Annotated in this window: 16 protein-coding genes; 7 read left to right on the top strand and 9 right to left on the bottom strand. The window is 39.2% G+C overall.

The window, feature by feature from the left end; translation table 11 throughout:
* Window positions 1-5 precede the first annotated feature (5 nt).
* On the bottom strand, window positions 6-650 hold the full coding sequence (locus NMS_RS12795; protein ID WP_041497196.1) for an alpha/beta hydrolase: 645 nt from the start codon (window positions 648-650) through the stop codon (window positions 6-8).
* 35 nt (window positions 651-685) lie between these two features.
* On the opposite strand from NMS_RS12795, the gene NMS_RS12790 reads away from it, so the two are divergent.
* The 3 genes from NMS_RS12790 (at window position 686) to menD (ending at window position 3,933) form a co-directional block, all read left to right on the top strand.
* A complete protein-coding gene (locus tag NMS_RS12790; protein WP_041497194.1) occupies window positions 686-1,099 on the top strand; it encodes a PaaI family thioesterase in 414 nt (137 codons plus the stop codon).
* 17 nt (window positions 1,100-1,116) lie between these two features.
* Window positions 1,117-2,157: an isochorismate synthase gene (locus NMS_RS12785; protein ID WP_052476979.1), complete on the top strand. Its 1,041-nt coding sequence runs from the start codon at window positions 1,117-1,119 to the stop codon at window positions 2,155-2,157.
* 105 nt (window positions 2,158-2,262) lie between these two features.
* Complete coding sequence (gene menD, locus NMS_RS12780; RefSeq protein WP_041497193.1) at window positions 2,263-3,933, top strand: 2-succinyl-5-enolpyruvyl-6-hydroxy-3-cyclohexene-1-carboxylic-acid synthase; 1,671 nt, start codon at window positions 2,263-2,265, stop codon at window positions 3,931-3,933.
* 194 nt (window positions 3,934-4,127) lie between these two features.
* On the opposite strand, the gene NMS_RS12775 is transcribed toward menD, so the two are convergent.
* The 5 genes from NMS_RS12775 to NMS_RS12755 form a co-directional block, all read right to left on the bottom strand.
* Window positions 4,128-4,568, bottom strand: a complete 441-nt coding sequence (locus NMS_RS12775) for a c-type cytochrome (protein ID WP_041497192.1) — start codon at window positions 4,566-4,568, stop codon at window positions 4,128-4,130.
* A gap of 26 nt (window positions 4,569-4,594) precedes the next feature.
* A complete protein-coding gene (locus NMS_RS12770) occupies window positions 4,595-5,794 on the bottom strand; it encodes a PQQ-dependent sugar dehydrogenase (protein ID WP_084217752.1) in 1,200 nt (399 codons plus the stop codon).
* 431 nt (window positions 5,795-6,225) lie between these two features.
* On the bottom strand, window positions 6,226-7,947 hold the full coding sequence (locus NMS_RS13575) for a M56 family metallopeptidase (protein ID WP_084217717.1): 1,722 nt from the start codon (window positions 7,945-7,947) through the stop codon (window positions 6,226-6,228).
* Complete coding sequence (locus NMS_RS12760; protein WP_041497191.1) at window positions 7,944-8,309, bottom strand: BlaI/MecI/CopY family transcriptional regulator; 366 nt, start codon at window positions 8,307-8,309, stop codon at window positions 7,944-7,946. The genes NMS_RS13575 and NMS_RS12760 overlap by 4 nt, the downstream gene beginning before the upstream one ends.
* 82 nt (window positions 8,310-8,391) lie before the next feature.
* Window positions 8,392-8,793 (bottom strand): DUF2452 domain-containing protein, encoded by a 402-nt coding sequence (locus NMS_RS12755; protein WP_041497190.1) that lies wholly within the window; start codon window positions 8,791-8,793, stop codon window positions 8,392-8,394.
* 227 nt (window positions 8,794-9,020) lie between these two features.
* Here NMS_RS12755 and NMS_RS12750 point away from each other — a divergent pair, with 227 nt between their 5' ends.
* The 3 genes from NMS_RS12750 (at window position 9,021) to NMS_RS12740 (ending at window position 12,498) form a co-directional block, all read left to right on the top strand.
* Entirely contained in the window at window positions 9,021-9,296 is a 276-nt protein-coding gene (locus NMS_RS12750; protein ID WP_148311396.1) for a hypothetical protein, read from the top strand.
* Window positions 9,297-9,329: 33 nt separating this feature from the next.
* Complete coding sequence (locus NMS_RS12745; protein ID WP_041497188.1) at window positions 9,330-10,172, top strand: 1,4-dihydroxy-2-naphthoyl-CoA synthase; 843 nt, start codon at window positions 9,330-9,332, stop codon at window positions 10,170-10,172.
* Between the two features lie 133 nt (window positions 10,173-10,305).
* Complete coding sequence (locus NMS_RS12740) at window positions 10,306-12,498, top strand: PAS domain-containing sensor histidine kinase (protein ID WP_041497187.1); 2,193 nt, start codon at window positions 10,306-10,308, stop codon at window positions 12,496-12,498.
* On the opposite strand, the gene NMS_RS12735 is transcribed toward NMS_RS12740, so the two are convergent.
* Together NMS_RS12735 and gcvT are read right to left on the bottom strand one after the other, a co-directional pair.
* Window positions 12,499-13,311: a sugar nucleotide-binding protein gene (locus NMS_RS12735; RefSeq protein ID WP_041497186.1), complete on the bottom strand. Its 813-nt coding sequence runs from the start codon at window positions 13,309-13,311 to the stop codon at window positions 12,499-12,501. It lies immediately after the preceding gene.
* A 3-nt stretch (window positions 13,312-13,314) separates the two neighbouring features.
* Entirely contained in the window at window positions 13,315-14,406 is a 1,092-nt protein-coding gene (gene gcvT / locus NMS_RS12730; RefSeq protein WP_041497185.1) for a glycine cleavage system aminomethyltransferase GcvT, read from the bottom strand.
* A 134-nt stretch (window positions 14,407-14,540) separates the two neighbouring features.
* On the opposite strand from gcvT, the gene NMS_RS12725 reads away from it, so the two are divergent.
* Complete coding sequence (locus NMS_RS12725) at window positions 14,541-16,070, top strand: bifunctional ADP-dependent NAD(P)H-hydrate dehydratase/NAD(P)H-hydrate epimerase (protein WP_041497184.1); 1,530 nt, start codon at window positions 14,541-14,543, stop codon at window positions 16,068-16,070.
* Window positions 16,071-16,180: 110 nt separating this feature from the next.
* Here NMS_RS12725 and NMS_RS12720 read toward each other — a convergent pair whose 3' ends face one another.
* Window positions 16,181-18,733 carry an ATP-dependent Clp protease ATP-binding subunit gene (locus tag NMS_RS12720; protein ID WP_041497183.1) on the bottom strand — a complete coding sequence of 851 codons (2,553 nt, stop codon included), beginning with the start codon at window positions 18,731-18,733 and terminating at the stop codon, window positions 16,181-16,183.
* Window positions 18,734-18,842: the final 109 nt, after the last annotated feature.

The raw sequence follows: 18,842 nt of genomic DNA, 5'->3' as shown, positions 1-18,842 counted from the left end.
TTTGATTACAGCGTTTTAGAAATAGTTGCCATTAATCCTGCATCTACCTCGTGTTTGATGTCGGGACGATGCAGTTCACAATCTGTACCAAATAACAGCTCTATTTTATTTTCTTCTCGTTCGATCAGTTCGTCCGTTAAATATTCATCTTTAGTTCCTGCGATATGAATAAACCGATTGCAATTAGCTTGAAATAATTTTCCGTCTTCAGCGGTTAATTCTGCAGGAATACTTCCACTGTGCATGATCAATGCTTTGATAGGTTGTGCGTAGTTTTTTAACAAGCGTGTGGCGATCGACACGCCTTGAGAATATCCCATCAATATCAGCCGAGGATCGCCTACTATCTTTTCTTGTGACATAACCTGGTCCAAATAATTCAAATTATTCTGCATTTCTTGATTGGTATCCACCCTAGTGAGCCAGCTGGCGCCTACGTGCTTGAACTTTGTACCTAGATAAAATTTAGATGGGGCTTGTGGTATAATGACAGCATTGGTAGTGGAGTCAAGGGATTCAAAATATTTTTTAAAGAACTTTGATAAATAACCCAGCCCGTGGAAACAAAGCCATATGTTTTTAGTGGTAGGAAGAATAGGGTAGAGAACTTCATAGCTATTGGAATGCGTATAGCTTACTGTTTTGACCATAGAAATGCAATTGAAGGCTTATTTTTGATAAAGATATGGACAAAGAAAATATACTGGAGCGCTGCAACCAGATTTGCAAAAACACATTGATGGAAACACTCGACATTACTTTTGTAGATGTGGGGGAGGATTTTTTGACGGCTCAAATGCCGGTAACTTCAAAAGTACACCAACCCGATGGAGTGCTTCATGGAGGTGCTAGTGTTGCACTGGCAGAATCAGTGGGTAGTGCCGCCAGCTACCTATTTTTAGATACCGATTCTTTTGCAATTCGAGGTCTTGAAATCAGTGCAAATCATACCCGGTCCAAAGTGGATGGACATGTTTTTGCTACGGCTCGATTCCTACACAAAGGACGCACGACTCAGCTGTGGGAAATACGGATTACAGATGAAGAGGGGCGACTCATTTCTATTTGTAAATTAACCACCATCGCCCTTAAGAAATAATCTAAAAAACATATCGCTTGCGCGAAAATCTACTCACATATACATCGCAATTACTGAGGGATGAAACACCTTTTTTTCTACTAAGAAAATCGGGCGAGAATCACATTCAAGTAAGTAGTCAAAAGTCTAAAAAACTCTATAATCAGCCACATGACAAAATGGCTTACGCTATTTTTTCAAAATTTCAAAAATCAGAAGACCAGATATTTGTATATGCTGAAGTGATTCAAGAGTTTGAGTGGAGTGTTGAGGTTACAAAAGCGAGTCATCAAAGCATATCTAGCAATTCAGAAGCTAGAAAAGATCATGAAAAACTAGTTTCAGACGCCGTACAAACGATCAGAAATACGGAACTTCAAAAGGTAGTACTGTCAAGAAAGGAATCGGTTGTCAGGAATCATTCGGACATCCAAATATTGGAAAACCTACTAGATTCTTACCCGATTGCTAACTGCTATTTCTTCTATCATCCCGCTGTGGGAAAATGGATGGGAGCAACACCTGAAACACTTCTTTCCTACAAGAATGGAGTGCTTCAAACCATGTCTCTAGCGGGTACGCAAAAGCTTCAAAATGGAGTTAAAGTTACTTGGGGAAAAAAGGAAAAACAAGAACAAAATCTTGTGACTGATTTTATCATTTCAGCACTTCAAATTGCAGGAGTGGAGAAGATCAAATCAGGAGAAACTGAAACGGTACAAGCAGGAAACCTTTTGCATTTGAGAACTCAAATTCAAGCAACCACGACCTTTTATAATTTACAGAATTGTATTAACGAGTTACATCCCACACCTGCTGTTTGTGGGTTACCTCGCTCTATAGCTTTGAAATATATTCTTGATCATGAAAATTACGATCGGTCATTTTATACAGGCTACTTGGGTTGGAACGATCCTCAATCGCAAACGGCAGATTATTACGTGAACTTAAGATGCATGGAATTGCAAGAAGATGCAATTCAATTGTATGCTGGCGGCGGAATCACTGCTATGAGTGATCCGACTGCAGAGTTTGAGGAAGTGCAAAACAAACTGTTGACGATGGCTTCCATTGTATAGTACTACTGCCTCACCAAGGTATCGACTCTTGCTTCTTCTAAGTATTAAGCTAAAGTTGATTTAAATCGGTTCTTAAAGCCGCAATTCGAAAGTTATCTTTGTTTCATGACGACATCCATCCTTCACGCGCAGCAAGTCATCCTTCTATTTAAGAAAAGAGGTATTTCTCATATCGTTATTTCCCCTGGATCTCGGAATGCTCCCTTGACCATAGGTTTCACGGCAGACGATTTTTTCAAATGCTATAGTATTGTGGATGAACGTTGTGCGGCTCACTTTGCCTTAGGAATTGCCCAGCAGTTACAGGAACCTGTGGCTATTTTATGTACCAGCGGTAGCGCCATGCTCAATTACTACCCAGCAGTTGCAGAGGCTTTTTACAGTGAGATCCCGTTAATTGTTTTAAGTGCAGATCGCCCACCTCATAAAATTGATATAGGGGATGGACAAACCATACGACAGCAGCATGTATATGCAAATCACATCCTGTTTGATACCCAGTTAGAAATGATTCATAATGAGGATCAGACAGAATATCTGGTAACCAACGAGAGAGCGATTAATAAAGCGATCAATATATCTATATCTAAAAACGGTCCAGTACATTTAAATATTCCTTTTGAAGAACCTCTCTATAAAAAAGTGGAGCAGTTCTCTCTAGAGGTCAAAGTAATGGACGTACTTAAGGATGAAACCACCATTATTCCTGATCAATTCTTTGAAAACTGGAATAAAGCCAAACGTAAATTGATCATCCTTTCCACTTTGAATCCGCCAGTATTTGAAAAGGAGGATTTGGACTTGTTGAGTTCTGACCCTAGTGTTTTGATCATGAGTGAGGTAAGTGCTAATGTAGTTCATAAAAATATCGTTTGGGGTATCGACACCCTTATCGCTCCCATAGAGTTTGATGATGAGCAAATTGCAGCGTTGCAGCCTGATCTTGTGGTTACTATTGGCGGTATGATCGTTTCTAAAAAGATCAAGCAATACTTGCGCCGGTTTGAAACAAAGATTCATTATCATATAGGGAAACGTAGAGCATATGACACCTTTTTTAAACTCGCTGCACACATTAAAATGCCTCCGCGAAAATGGTTGCAACAATTACCAACGGACTATTTAGAAAGTAATTACCAGCAACAATGGTTGGATCATTTCAAGATGTATTTAGACAAGAAACCTGAGTATATACAACGAATCCCTTGGAGTGATTTCAAGATTTTTGATCTGATCTTCAATCAGTTACCAGGCAATATCACACTACAGTTAGGGAATAGCAGTACGATACGGTATGCCCAATTGTTTAAAATGAATGATACGCATCGCGTCTTCTCCAATCGTGGAACTAGTGGTATTGATGGCTGCACCAGCACTGCAATAGGTGCGGCTGTGGGAGGTAAACAGCAAACGATTTTAATCACTGGTGATGTGAGTTTTTTCTACGATTCAAACGCCTTATGGAATAACTACATACCTGATAATTTCAAAATTATTTTGATCAATAATAGTGGTGGCGGGATCTTCCGGATTTTACCAGGGGAGAAGGATGAATCGTATTTCTCAACCTTTTTTGAGACAACACACCAGCTTGATGCAACGCATTTATGTAAGATGCATGATGTAGGCTACCACAAGGTTGGAGATGAATTCGCTTTCGCGAAAGCGTACAACAGCTTCATCAACGATAACACAAGACCACAATTGTTAGAGATATTTACACCGCGGGAAGTGAACGATGAAATATTATTGGGCTACTTCAAGTACTTGAAGTAAAAGCAGTTGCTATACTTTTTAGTGCTCACTAATAGATTGATTTGAAATAGGAGTAAAGCTGTATTTGTTTAAAGTCCGCATCAGATTCTCAATCCTGCCTTAAAACTTATACTAGTGACCAAATTGTTGATTGCTTTCAACTAAAATCCCTAAGCGTTGTGCTTAGGGATTTTTAATTAGATACCATCTTATAATTACTCTGTGACCGCTCGTACTTCTTCTACGGTGACCATGTCCCCTTTATTCCAGGTTTGGATGGTGTAGTTCATCACATCAGCGACCTCTTGATCATCCAGTCCTAAAGGCAGCATCACACTGTTGTAGGGTTTACCATTGACAACAATTTCTCCTTTTAAACCATATTTAACGGCATGAATGCTTTCCGCTCTCTTTTTAGTCAACCAGTTAGAAGGGTTGAGTGGTGGGAACGCGCCTGGAACACCTTTTCCACTAGGTAAATGACAGGTGATGCACAAATCCCCATAAATTTCTTTGCCTCGTTCCACGCTTTCAGTCAAAGGGTCTTTTTGAACTTTTTCCTGCACTGATGATGCGGCAGTTTCTGTCTGCTTTTCTGGTTGTTCTCCACAACCGGTCAACATTAAACCTACAGCAAGTATGATGAAATATTTCATGTATGTCTTTTTATGAGTTGATTGAATTACTTGCTTATTTTATAAATTCCCTTGCCTTCCACACCTACATAAATGTGTCCATCTGGACCCATTTTCACATTACGCAAACGCCCAATACCATCGACTAATTTTTCCCGCTTCGTGACCTGATTGCCATCCATGTAAAGCATTTCTAGGTATTGGAATTTGAGACTTCCAACTAAAAAGTTACCATTCCAGTCTGCATAAGAGTCATTGTCGATCACAGCAAAACCACTAGGAGCAATGCTAGGCACCCAGTAATATATCGGTTGAGCCATTCCTTCTTTATTGGTAATGTCCGTGAAATCTGTACCGTCATAATTGATCCCATAACTGATTACTGGCCACCCGTAATTAACACCCGCCTTTATAATATTGATTTCATCACCACCTTGAGGTCCATGCTCATGAGCAATAATTTGCCCAGTGACTGGATGGCGTAACAAACCTTGCGGATTCCTATTTCCATAGGTATAAGCTGCTGTCTTAGCATCTTTGATTCCTACGAATGGATTGTCTTCTGGAATGGTACCGTCGTCGTTGATTCTATAGATCTTGCCACCGTCACGGGTGATGTCTTGCGGATTGACATCACGTTCCCCACGTTCACCTATGGAGAAGTACAATTTCTTATCAGTACCCCAAGCAAACCTACTGCCGAAGTGTTGTCCTTTTTTGGTGTTCGGTTCTGCTTTGTAAAGCACTTTGATGTTCGTAAGGTTGTTTTTATCTAATACAGCGCTTGCAATAGCAGTATTTCCACCATCCCCTGTACCCATGGAGCTGGCATAGGAAAAGAATATCGTATTATTTGCGAAAAAGTCTGGATGAACAATCACGTCCAGCAATCCTCCTTGACCTCTTACGTAAACATCTGGTACATTTTGTATTTCAGTAGATTTCTTACCGTCGTACAAGAACATTTTACCTTCTTTTTCTGTATAGATCATATGGCCATTAGGCAACCAATCCATTCCCCAAGGAATGTTGAGTCCCTCAACCACAGGAGTTACGGTATAATTCTTTTGATCCTCTATCAATGGTATGTTCTCCACATTAGGAACTACCTGGTTAACAGGCTGTGTCAATATCGTGGTAGTATCAGATATGGAATCGGATAGAACCTCTACAGTTCTATTTTCGTCAAAATCTTGTTTGCAAGAAAGCAATAGTAAACTGCAAGAGAGAAGAAGAACAACTTTCATAATGGTAATTTTTATAAAAGTACCTTGAACCAATGGAAAAGACAGATTTCTAAACATAAAAAATCCTTAAGCGAAACGGTTAAGGATTTTAAAATAAGAGTAAATGGTCTTTCAGAAGTGTGGACTTAGCTCGCATTAAGCTAATCTATATCTTCTTCTAGTGTTCCATGATTCAGAGAAGCCGCGTTCTGGACGGAATCTTTTGTTGATTAATTCTCTGGTCTCGTTGAAGGTGTTTGAAGGTATCATAATATATAGTTTTAAGGTTATACTATATAGACGACCAATTCCTAGATATGTTACAGTACTATGTAAAACAAAGTAGTGAATTCGATAATTAGTATTAAATTACGGGTGAAATGCATGAAAAAGTCCAGATCTTTAGACTTGGACTTAATTTTAAGTGTCATTTTAAATTTTGGATCGAGATTTTAATCGTCATTTTTAGAGTCTTCAGCGACTTCAAAAATTATAGGTAATCCATAAATAACTCCAACTTCCTTACCTCGTTGAACTCCAGGTTTCACTTTGGGAAGTAAATTTATTACACGAGCTGCTTCTGCTTGCAATTCTGGAGCCTGTGCCCTAGATCTAATATCAGCTACTTTACCATCAGCTCCAATCTTAAACTGAACAGATATCGTTTGTTTTCCACTGAGCCCAACTTCCTTTGCTATTTTAGTATTGAAGTTTGTTACAACATGAGCTGTGATTTTTTCCTGCATGCATTGTTTGCGTTCTAGATTTGTACCGGAGCATCCTGGATACGTTGGTACTTCCTCGATAATTGCGAACGGGACGAGAGCTATATTTCGTGACTTAGAGTTCTTAGCAGATTCCTCTTCAACCTCAACTATTTCTTCGATTATTTCTCTCTGATCTGCGGTCTTATTTTTCAATTTTATAATATACGCATTGTATTCCTCTAGGCTCATTCGCTGTTGTTCGTCAAAGGAATTACCAGTATAATGAACTGCTCCGTTAGGAGATTCGGTAATTGTCAATATCATTCCATTATCGGTATCTACCACAACAGTGGATCCATTTTCACTAATTTTTCTCTGGATATCGAAACTTTTGAGCATGTCCTTCGTATCAAAATAATCCTTATACGCTGGTCTTGGATCCATCCTTCTCCAAACATCCATCTTCTGAGCCTGTTGATCAACAAAATCTCTCTCTTTTTGAGTAACTCCGCGATAATAATCTTTAGTTCCATAAACGAAACCTTGTAAAGTTGGTAGATCTTCAACTGTCGTTGCGGTTTTAGTTTCAACAGCTTCTAACTCCGTAGTACAAGCCGTATAGGTCAAACTTGCAAATAGGACAGGCAATATCCACAACAGTTTGCGGAATGGGAATTTTTGATTTTTTGATTTCTGTATCATGGTCAAACGGGTTTTAATGGTTTTAGATTTAAAAAATGGATTGGCAAAAGAGAAGTCTGGACAATCCAATGCTTCCCGCAATAAATTCTGGTAATAGGATTTCTTTCCATGAACCGCAATGGTTTCAGCATCCGCGATGTGCTCATGAATCATTTTAAGATCGCGCTGTCCCAGGTAGGCTACGGGATGGAACCAAAATAGAATCCGCAAGCTTTCATAGAATAGCAAATCCCAACTGTGTCGCTGGCGCACATGAGTCATCTCGTGCAAAAGAATTTGCTCGTACCTCGCTTCCGCGAAAGCGTCATTGATATAAATACGGTTCAAAAATGAGAATGCGGTTGGCAGTCCGGGTACTTTTGTAATGTAGCAACCCTTCTCATATGTGGTAACACCTTGACCATTATAAACAGCAATGCGAGCCAGTTTATAGAAGAACATCAATAGAGAAATACCAATGCCTATAAAGTATACCATCCATAATATGCTCATGTAATCAAAAGGAGTTGCAGCATCTGCAGCTATAGGGTTGGTTGAATTAATCAGTACCGGTGCTGCCGCATCAGAAAAATTTGCCGTCCAAAACTCTGGAGTTACGGCGGTTTGTTCTATAGGAATCACCATAAGGGGTAGGAGTGCAGATACTAGAGGCAATAACAATAAGTAAAGCCTGTGCCATTGAAAACCAGAACTACCTTTCAGGAATATCTGATAGATACCGTACAGTGCGAGTGCCAATAGGCAGCTGTGAGTGAAGTGCATCATGACGGGTCTTTTTTATGAATCTCTTTTAAAATTTCTTCAAGATCGCTCACGGTCAACTTTTCTTGTTCCATAAAAAAGGAAACCATGCTTTTATAGGATCCTTTAAAATAGTTGCGGGCGAGTTTACCAGTAGTGGATTGCGTGTAGGTTTGCTTAGTAACTTTTGGAAAATAGATGTGACCGCGACCTTCCTTGCGGTAATCCACAAATTCCTTACTTTCCAGAATGCGCACAATGGTAGAAACCGTATTATAGGCAGGTTTAGGTTCTGGCATCTGATCGATGATGCCAGCCACATTTGCTTCTTGCAGTTTCCATAGAATCTGCATAATCTCTTCTTCAGCTTGGGTGAGTGTTTTCATTTTAACTATAACTTTAGTTCAAATATAAACTAATATGTTAGTTAAACTAATTATTTAGTTGAATTGTTGAAATAAAAAGAGATCATTTGATCTCTTCCCATAGCTTTTCTGAAGATAGGCGATAGGTGCCCAGATGATCCCAGCGGCATTCTTGTGGAGAAATAACCGATAAGAAAGGTCCTTCCTTGCCTTCGTATAAATGATAGGTCTCGCCTACAATAGGTTCGAAAGAAAATTTAGCACCGTAAACAAGCTGGTTATCCTCATACTTTTTGAGCATGGAATCGTATTGCGCCTTGAGCTGGTCAAACTGCGATTTCATCTCATGATTGACCTTATTGATATTGTTTTGCTTCCAGGACGTGATGTCTGGCGTTGTGATTTTAGGAGCTCCCACGCCACTGGCATAGGGCAGTAAGGCGGCATTATACGTCCCGCTTTCCGCATCGTAAACTACAGCATCTGGTTTTTTTTCTTCGCTCATGCGGCAAAGTTACTAGATCTCTAGCTGGATTGTGGAATCTTAACGGGATTTTGTTAAACAGTAATGCTTCTTTAGAGAAGTTCGCTTTGGTTCCGCATTGCTTCGACAAGCTCAGCATGACACAAGTGCGGCATAAACTTCTTTTATTTCGCTTTCGCGAAAGCGAAATAAAACAAAGCGAACTAGTTAAAAGCGTAACAAATCATCACACATGGCAACTTATAGATATGACAACAACCATTAATTACATCGATTTTATTCCAGAGGCAACAGACCGTAGTTTCTGGGGAGTGAAATCCTACGAAAATTTAGATGCTACTCTGGAACGTGCTAATGAGTGGATACGCAGGAACTACAGTAGAGAAATTGTAAATGTAGAAACGGTCGTATTGCCGAATATTTACGCTAAGGGAACCGCAAATTCTAAGGAAGTATCTCAATATTACACCGGTGGGCACTCCATTCAAAATTTCCAGATCATTAGAGTATGGTATAAAGGCTAGAGGAATCTATCTTTGAACTATAAACCATATGTTATGAGTGCCATCAATTGGAAAACCGCCAAAGAATATAAAGATCTTACCTATAAAAAAGCAGACGGCGTAGCTCGCATCGCTTTTAATAGACCAGAAGTGCGCAATGCCTTCCGACCACAAACCGTCAGCGAATTGATTGATGCATTTTATGATGCACAGGAAGACCTTTCTATAGGAGTTGTGATTTTAACCGGTGAAGGACCTAGCTCAAAAGATGGCGGCTGGGCATTTTGTAGTGGTGGGGATCAGAATGCTAGAGGCAAAGACGGTTATAAAGACAGCGCAGGAACTGGAAGATTGAATATACTAGAAGTACAGCGCATGATCCGATTCATGCCTAAAGTGGTGATTTGCGCCGTGCCTGGTTGGGCAGTAGGTGGTGGTCATAGCTTACACGTGGTTTGCGATATGACCATTGCCAGTAAAGAACATGCCATATTCAAACAAACTGATCTAGATGTTGCCAGCGTGGACGCAGGCTATGGAAGTGCTTACCTTGCCAAAATGGTGGGGCAAAAAAAGGCTAGAGAAATATTCTTTTTAGGTCGCAATTACAACGCTCAAGAAGCTATGGATATGGGTATGGTCAATGCAGTCGTGCCTCATGAGGAGCTGGATCAAACGGCATATGACTGGGCACAAGAAATCATGGAAAAATCGCCTACAGCCATCAAGATGGCAAAATTTGCTTTGAATGCTACTGATGATGGGATGGTTGGCCAACAAGTCTTTGCAGGCGAGATGACTCGTTTGATTTATATGACGGACGAGGCTAAGGAAGGTCGGGATGCATTTTTAGAAAAGCGCAAACCTGACTTTGGGAAAGACCGATGGATTCCTTAATCGGGATTGAGGTTTAACAATTGTTTGCTATCACCTGTAAATCAGGAGATTATTTAAAATAGTTACGTTCGCGGTGTTCTATTTCCGTATATTTTCTTTAATTTTCTTCTTTTTTTAAAGAAGAAGATATATAATGGTAGACGATATTCACAAAAATGATTTTCCCTATAAGGACTTGATCGAAAATACCTGGGTGATATGTCTAGTCCTAGGTATTGAATCAGAAGTCATTCAGGCAAATGAAGCTTTTTATGAAAGACTGGGTCATGACAGGGAATATTTCATAAATAATAATATCTCTAGCATTTTATCAGAAAAACACTCTTGGCAGGAATGTGTTGAGATTCTTGAAAAAACAAAAGAGCCACATACCGCTGTCCTTAAATTTTTTGATAAAAGTGGTAAACCCGTTCGTTTAAAATGTAACATGGGGTATAGATCTGGGGAAATTTATGTGATCGCTGCCGACGTAACTGAACAAAGGAAACAATTTGAAACCCTACAGACTATAACAGGTATGGCCAAAATAGGAGGGTGGACTTATGTACCCTCAGAGGACCGTATTTACTGGACAGATTTCATCTATGATTTGTTGGAAGTTTCTAAGGGTCGGCACATAGATCTGGAAGTCTTTTTCAGTTTTATACATCCTGACAGCCTAGATCTCATGACCCATTCTGTCAAAGAGTTGTTGGAAAATCAGAAGCCTTATGACGTGGAGGTGAAGGTGGTCACAAGTTCAGGTAAGATATTATGGGTTCAAATAGTCTCAACAGTCGAAGTTTTTGAAAATGAAGTTACTTATGTAGCAGGAGCTGCTCAGGATATCACCGAATCTAAAAATCAGGCCTTACAGCTCGAGGAGACTAAAAGTAATATGGAGCTTGCGCTTAATGCAATGAACTCAGGATATTTCACCTATGATTTAATCGCGGAAGAAATCACCTTAAACAGTTCTTTCAAAAGCGAGATGAATCTACCCCAGGATTTGAATAATGAGCAATTTCTTAACAGCATACATCCAGAAGACAGAGATGAAGCCTATCAACAACATATCAGGGAAATAAACACAGGTGATGTCTATTATGTCAATGCCTACAGAATGAAGGCATTTAATCAGCCTTATAAACATTATGAAGTCCATGGATTTAAAGTGTTTAATTCACAGAATAAGCCTATAAAACTGGTAGGAAACTTTATTGACGTAGATGACAAATACAGGTTAAATAAACTACAGGACAAACACAGGTATCACATTAAGACTTTACTGGACAATACTTTTGTACGCAGTATTATGCTGGATAAGGACTGGAATATCATAGGCCTCGACGGGATGACGGCAAAACTTTTTAAAGAAAGGCTAGGTGTTCCTCCAGTTTTTAAAAAAATAAACTTTAGGGATATTCTATCCTCTCACGATCAACTAAAATTTAACATCATAGAGCGAGTTTTAGATAAAGGGCTGGAGTTTAGAAAAGAAATGCATTTAGAATTATTTGAGGAGGGCCGCACTTACTATGACGCTCTTTTTAAACCTATTCTGGATTATTCCAGAGATATAGATGGTTATGTGTTTTACTTTTTTGATTTGACAGAGCATTTAAAAGTTGAGGAGGAATTGCAGTCCTTTCAGAACAAATTGCAGACAATGCATCATTTCAAAAATCAGTTGATATCTAAGATAGGAGATGACATCAAGTCGCAACTCAACGAATTACTGAAATCCACTTTGTTGAATGCCGAAAAAGAAAGACTGAAAGATAAAAACATCAGTTTTGTAGAAGCGCAACAGCATACTACAGAAAAACTTTTTCAGTCGGTTGATGATATCATCAACAGTTCCTTACTTCAGGATAATTTTTCAATGTTTAGAGAACGTGTTGATCTTACCAGCACGCTTGAAAGCATGCGTCCTAACGCTAATAAAAGAGCAGGGTTCAGAGGTTTGGATTTTTTATTCAAAAATTTCGCGACTCCAGTAATTGTAAAGGCTGATCAAGTGTTCCTGAAACAATCTCTGGAAAACTTGTTGGAAAACGCTTTCAAATTGACAAAAACAGGAAGGATATCTATCACCACAGACCTTAAAAACGGCCATGCCGAAATTGTTCTCGAAGATACAGGTTCTGGTTTCTCTACTTCGGCTTTAGAAGATGAATCCAAATCATCAGTTGCGATTGCTAATGGTAAAACACGAAAATTTCAAGGTCTCAATTCAGGATTGACTTTTGCTTTTACATACCTTGAAGGTATAGGAGCCCACATTAATGTACAAAGTAAAAAAGGAGTTGGAACTAGATATACCCTCGCCATACCCGTAGAATGATCAAATAAGTGTTCTCTCTATCACCTCTTCAATAGTCAGTTGAAGGTGTTTGGGCAGGATGTGTTCCTTAGGTAGTACAGACAGCTGCCTATCCTCATTAGAATCAAATACGTTTTTAAATACAATTTTCTGATCGGTTATTTTTTTACAAATACCTTTGATCAAATCACTGTGGTGAATCAAGTCACTACTGCCTAAGTGGAAAATCCCTCTTCTACGTCTATTTATTAAGTAATGAATTTGCTGTGCTAACTTATCAATATGAGCAGCGTTAATGACCACATTTGGGAAAACTTCAATAGCTTCTCCATTGGAAATTTGCTTTTTAAGTTCTTGAACCCTCGGACTCTTTGCGCCAAAAATCATTGGAACTCTGCAGATTAAGTATTTATTATTAGGTAAGCGTAATAGACTGTTCTCAATCTTGATTTTAAACCTTCCATAAATACTTTCTGAAAAAGTTTTATCGTATTCATAGCTAGGAAAATTAGTGAAACGATCGAAAACATTAGCACTAGACAGAAATAGGATTCGGCTATCGTTTTTCATAACCCAGCTGATCATTTGATGGTGCAAGTGAAGCTGACCGTTTACATTACCTCTCAAGGCACTAATAATATAACTAGGTTTTAGTTGATCCAATAAAGGAGCGACCTCTTCCATCTCCATGTCAAATTGATGGAAATGCTTATTTTTCTCAAATGAAGGATTATCCGTCAAATAAGTAGCATGGACATCGTAATAGGGTGCCAACTCTTTATAGATCGCATTACCTACAAACCCACTACCACCTATAATTAAGATCTTATTCAAATACTAGGATACTTTTTTGTAAAAAGGTAACTTAACAACAGTTGCAGGAACTAGTTTCTTGCGTATTTGTATATAAATTTTAGTCTCTGGTACGGCCATGGAAGAGGGGATATATCCCATTCCTATACCTTGATTGAGCGATGGGCTCATAGTACCACTGGTAACAATACCTAGATCATTTCCATCCACGTCTTTAATCGCGTAGCTCCCTCTAGGCACAGCACGCTCGTCCATAGTAAAACCTACTAATTTGCGATGAACTCCGTTTTCTTTTTGCAGTGCAAGCGCTTCCGAATTAACAAAATTCTTTGTGAATTTGGTGACCCAGCCTAATCCAGCTTCTAGCGGGCTTGTGGTATCATCAAGATCATTTCCATAAAGGCAAAAGCCCATTTCTAGACGTAATGTATCTCGTGCAGCAAGTCCTATGGGCTTTATACCATAATCTGCTCCGGCTTCCATCACTTTATCCCAAACTTGTTGAACCTCGTTGTTTTTGCAATAGATTTCAAAACCGCCGCTACCCGTATAACCAGTAGCACTAATAATAACATGCTCTACTCCAGCAAAATCAGCGACTTCAAAGTGATAATATTTAATGGCAGATAAATCAATGCTAGTCAAGGATTGCATTGCTTCTACAGCCTTAGGTCCTTGAATAGCTAGTAGTGAATAATCATTGCTCAAATCTCTCAAGTCTGCACCTATTTCCTCATTGTAGGAGGATATATGATCCCAGTCTTTTTCAATATTCGAGGCGTTCACCACTAATAGGTACTGTTCTTCCTTTATTTTATAAATAAGCAAATCGTCAACAACACCACCCGTTTCGTTAGGTAGATAGGAATATTGAGCTCTTCCTATGTGAAGCTTTGAAGCATCGTTTGCAGAAACTTTCTGAATTAACTCTAACGCCTTAGGACCACTGACAATAAACTCACCCATATGAGACACATCAAATACACCTACATCATTTCGAACTGTGTGGTGTTCTAGGGTAACACCTTCATATTGTACTGGCATATTATATCCAGCAAAAGGAACCATTTTAGCACCTAAGGATTCATGGGTTGTAGTAAGAGCTGTGTTCTTCATTTCTTTAATATTTTAAGGACGGCAAAGGTATCAAAATCTAATGCGAATTAAGAAGCTTCCTAATGCACTGGTGAGGAATTCATCTAAATTTTTACTTCCACGATTTTAGTAACTTGCCTTGTTAAAATCAAGGTATGAAATTATTGACAGCGCAACAATTGGCGGAAGCCGATAAAGTGACTTTGTTAAAGCAAAATATCTCTAGTGAAGAGCTCATGGAGCGTGTGTCCATGCTCGTTTTTAATAAAATTCACGAGCGTTTAGGCGGTGCTCCTGTACCTATTAAAATATTTTGCGGTATAGGTAACAATGGAGGCGATGGACTAGCGATCGCTCGTCATATGATACAGCATGGGTATCAGGTCAAAGTCTATATCACCAATTGCAGCAAACATAGATCTGAAGACTTCCTTACCCATTATGATAAGATTAAAAATGTCACTAAAGACTGGCCTACGTTACTGGATTGTAAAGATGACATCCCTGTAATAAACGGTGGTGACATTGTAATAGATGCGATTTTTGGAATAGGGCTTAACCGACCTATTGATGGCTGGATGGCGGACCTTATCAAACAGATCAATGAATCCAAAGCATTCATAGTAAGCATCGACATGCCTAGCGGCCTCTATGCTGATACAGCACAACCAGCGGATTCTGCTGTTGTGCGAGCAAGTCATACTTTTACATTCAATAATCCTAAGCTAAGTTTCTTTTTGCCGGACACGGGTGTCTTTGCTGGATCTTTTGAAGTAATTGATATAGGTCTGGACCCTGAGTTTGTTAATAATACGGAGCCTATAGCTACATTGATCACCAACCAGGCTGCCCAAGCTATTTATAAACCTAGAACTAAATTTTCTCATAAAGGAGATTATGGTCACACGTTAGTAATGGCAGGGAGCAAAGGGAAAATAGGAGCTGCAGTTTTAAGCGCATCAGCGGCGATCAATACGGGTTCTGGAAAAGTAACTGCCTATGTACCTTCTTGCGGCAACAATATTCTTCAAACTTCGGTTCCTGAAGTAATGACTTTAACTGATGCTGGGTCGGAGCATTTTGAAGGTTTTGATGTAGAGTTGGACAACTATAATTTGTGCGTGGGGCCTGGAATAGGTACTGGTGATGCTGTGGTTTCCGCTTTCGCGAAAGCGATAAAACAACAATCTGCACCGGTAGTCATTGATGCAGATGGTATCAACATTTTATCTGCAAATAAAAAATTAATTAAAGATGTACCAGAGTCGTCTGTGCTCACGCCTCATGATGGCGAATTAGAACGCCTGTTAGGCAAGTGGAGTAGTGGTATGGAACGATTAGAGCTGGCCAAAACCTTTTCTTCAAAGCACAATTTAATTTTAGTGCTTAAAGGTGCTCATACTATAACGGTATCTGGAACTAATATGTACATTAACGACAGTGGGAATGCGGGAATGGCGACTGCAGGTAGTGGTGATGTGTTGAGTGGTGTCATATCATCCTTGATATCTCAAAAATATGAACCGCTGATGGCTGCTGTTTTTGGCGTTTATATTCATGGCGCTGCGGGAGATCTAGCGGCGCAAACATATGCACACGAAGGACTTAAAGCTGGGATTATTTCAAATTTCGTCGGCCCAGCTATTTTACAATTATTCCGTAACGATACTGCACAAAGAGCATAGCTTCACAGTTAGGCCTTTAGCACTCTACTCCTAAATTCTTTAAGTGTGTAGTAAAAAATAAGCCCTAAGCGATTAATGCTTAGGGCTTATTAAATTTACGTGTAGTCAAACTACTCTGTAGATTCTGTAGCTTTTTCAATTTTAATAGTCAACTCATTAGAATCCTTGTCCAGATCCATGAAGATTGAATCTCCTTCTTCTAGTTGACTATTGACGATTTCTTCAGCTAATGCATCTTCAATATATTTTTGAATTGCTCTTTTTAAAGGTCGTGCTCCATATTGTTTATCAAATCCTTTGTCCGCGATGTAATCTTTTGCGGTATCGCTCAGATTTAATTTATAACCCAGATCGTCGATACGAGCATATAATTTCGCTAGTTCAATATCAATGATTTTATGAATGTCCTCGCGTTCTAGCGCATTAAATACAATCACATCATCAATTCTATTTAAGAATTCAGGAGCGAAAGTCTTTTTCAAAGCACCTTCAATAACGCTACGAGCATTATCCATTTCTGCCTCTTTACGAGCTGCCGTACCAAATCCTACTCCAGAGCCAAAGTCTTTCAGCTTACGGGCTCCTATGTTAGAAGTCATGATGATGATTGAATTTCTAAAATCAATTTTACGACCTAAACTATCTGTCAAATACCCATCATCCAGTACTTGCAATAACATATTGAATACATCTGGGTGAGCTTTCTCAATCTCATCCAGCAAGATCACAGAATAAGGCTTGCGGCGTACTTTTTCAGTTAACTGCCCTCCTTCTTCATACCCTACATATCCTGGAGGTGCGCCTATCAATCTTGATATGGCAAATTTCTCCATATATTCACTCATGTCCACTCGTATCAATGAGTTTTCAGAATCAAATAATTCTTTAGCAAGGACTTTTGCAAGTTGGGTTTTACCAACTCCAGTTTGTCCTAAAAAGATGAAAGAACCGATAGGCTTATTAGGATCTTTCAATCCTGCGCGATTACGCTGTATAGCTTTAACCACTTGTTTCACCGCTTTATCTTGACCTATCACTAAGTCAGTAATGCTGTGATCTAAATCTTTAAGCTTTTTCATCTCTTTGGTAGCAATACGATTCACAGGAATTCCTGTCATCATACTTACAACTTCAGCTACATTTTCTTCAGTAACTGTATCGCGCTGCAATTTTGAGGCTTCATGCCACTCTTCTTGAGCTTCAGTTAATGCTTTTTCAAGTTTTTTCTCGTCGTCCCGTAATTTTGCAGCTTGCTCATACTTCTGCTTTTTGACCACGTTATTTTTCTCTTGCTTCACATCTTCCAACTGTTTTTCTAAATCTAGAATTTGTTGTGGAACTTCAATGTTTGCAATATGAATTCGAGAACCTGCTTCATCTAGCGCATCGATGGCTTTATCTGGTAAAAAGCGATCCGTCATATAACGACTTGTCAATTTTACACAAGCTTCAATAGCTCCTTGAGTATAAGCCACATTATGGTGGTCTTCGTACTTGTCCTTAATATTGTTTAGTATTTCAATGGTTTCCTCAACAGTGGTAGGTTCTACCATTACCTTCTGGAAACGTCGCTCTAATGCACCATCTTTTTCAATACTGTTGCGATACTCATCTAGCGTAGTAGCCCCAACACATTGAATTTCTCCGCGTGCTAATGCCGGTTTGAACATATTGCTGGCATCTAAAGATCCAGCGGCACCACCTGCGCCTACTATAGTATGAATCTCATCAATGAACAGAATGATATCTTCATTTTTCTCCAGCTCATTCATCACGGCTTTCATACGCTCTTCAAACTGGCCACGATACTTAGTACCGGCTACAAGACTAGCAAGATCAAGTGTAATCACTCGCTTGTCGTATAGAATTCTAGAAACTTTACGCTGGACAATGCGCAATGCTAAACCTTCAGCAATGGCGCTTTTACCAACTCCAGGTTCTCCTATTAATAAAGGGTTATTCTTTTTACGACGGCTTAAGATTTGAGAAACACGCTGTATTTCTTCAGTTCTACCTACAACAGGATCCAGTTTATCTTCTTCGGCCATGCGAGTTAGGTCCCGACCAAAATTATCTAAAACGGGTGTCTTAGATTTTTTGTTCACTTTCTTGTCGCCAGACTGAGAGAAAAGATTTTCTTTTCCATCATCGTCTTTCATATCATCTGCATCATCGCTGAATGACTCTGCTAATGGGTCCTCAAATGAGCCATCATCTTGCGATAACATCAACTTGAATTCCTCCTTAACACTATCATAATCTACCCGCAGCTTATTCAACAACTTAGTTGTAGGGTCATTCTCGTTACGCAATATGCATAGCAATAAGTGAGCGGTATTGATGGAAGTGCTTTGAAAAAGTTTGGCTTCTAAAAAAGTTGTTTTAAGTGCACGCTCTGCCTGACGGGTTAAGTGCAAATTCTTTTTTTCATTAATAGCTGCGCCAGTCCCAGGGTTGGGAGGGCTTAGGATTTCTACTTTACGTCTTAAATGATCTAGATCAACAGATAAATTGTTTAAAATCTCTATCGCCTTGCCATCGCCATCGCGCAGTAATCCCAGCATTAAATGTTCAGTTCCTATAAAATCATGACCCAACCTCAGTGCTTCTTCCTTACTGTAGGCGATCACGTCCTTAACTCTTGGTGAAAAATTATCGTCCATTTCGCTTCTTTGTCTAAATGTAATTAAAGATATGTTTCAAAAAGCATTCCAAGGTATAATAAAGGGTTAAAGAGGAGTTACGCTTTCGCGAAAGCGGGCTATTTACAGT

It is taken from the genome of Nonlabens marinus S1-08 (assembly GCF_000831385.1).
In the GTDB taxonomy this organism is placed as follows: domain Bacteria; phylum Bacteroidota; class Bacteroidia; order Flavobacteriales; family Flavobacteriaceae; genus Nonlabens; species Nonlabens marinus.
This window is presented reverse-complemented; position numbering and strand designations above follow the sequence as displayed.

What these genes read in the sequence shown, in the direction of transcription:
- NMS_RS12770 (WP_084217752.1), bottom strand. Translation starts at nt 5,794, where the DNA reads ATGAAAGTTGTTCTTCTTCTCTCTTGCAGTTTACTATTGCTTTCTTGC.
- NMS_RS13575 (WP_084217717.1), bottom strand. Translation starts at nt 7,947, where the DNA reads ATGATGCACTTCACTCACAGCTGCCTATTGGCACTCGCACTGTACGGT.
- NMS_RS12760 (WP_041497191.1), bottom strand. Translation starts at nt 8,309, where the DNA reads ATGAAAACACTCACCCAAGCTGAAGAAGAGATTATGCAGATTCTATGG.
- NMS_RS12775 (WP_041497192.1), bottom strand. Translation starts at nt 4,568, where the DNA reads ATGAAATATTTCATCATACTTGCTGTAGGTTTAATGTTGACCGGTTGT.
- NMS_RS12750 (WP_148311396.1), top strand. Translation starts at nt 9,021, where the DNA reads ATGACAACAACCATTAATTACATCGATTTTATTCCAGAGGCAACAGAC.
- NMS_RS12790 (WP_041497194.1), top strand. Translation starts at nt 686, where the DNA reads ATGGACAAAGAAAATATACTGGAGCGCTGCAACCAGATTTGCAAAAAC.
- NMS_RS12740 (WP_041497187.1), top strand. Translation starts at nt 10,306, where the DNA reads ATGGTAGACGATATTCACAAAAATGATTTTCCCTATAAGGACTTGATC.
- NMS_RS12795 (WP_041497196.1), bottom strand. Translation starts at nt 650, where the DNA reads ATGGTCAAAACAGTAAGCTATACGCATTCCAATAGCTATGAAGTTCTC.
- NMS_RS12745 (WP_041497188.1), top strand. Translation starts at nt 9,330, where the DNA reads ATGAGTGCCATCAATTGGAAAACCGCCAAAGAATATAAAGATCTTACC.
- NMS_RS12755 (WP_041497190.1), bottom strand. Translation starts at nt 8,793, where the DNA reads ATGAGCGAAGAAAAAAAACCAGATGCTGTAGTTTACGATGCGGAAAGC.
- NMS_RS12720 (WP_041497183.1), bottom strand. Translation starts at nt 18,733, where the DNA reads ATGGACGATAATTTTTCACCAAGAGTTAAGGACGTGATCGCCTACAGT.
- gcvT (WP_041497185.1), bottom strand. Translation starts at nt 14,406, where the DNA reads ATGAAGAACACAGCTCTTACTACAACCCATGAATCCTTAGGTGCTAAA.
- NMS_RS12725 (WP_041497184.1), top strand. Translation starts at nt 14,541, where the DNA reads ATGAAATTATTGACAGCGCAACAATTGGCGGAAGCCGATAAAGTGACT.
- menD (WP_041497193.1), top strand. Translation starts at nt 2,263, where the DNA reads ATGACGACATCCATCCTTCACGCGCAGCAAGTCATCCTTCTATTTAAG.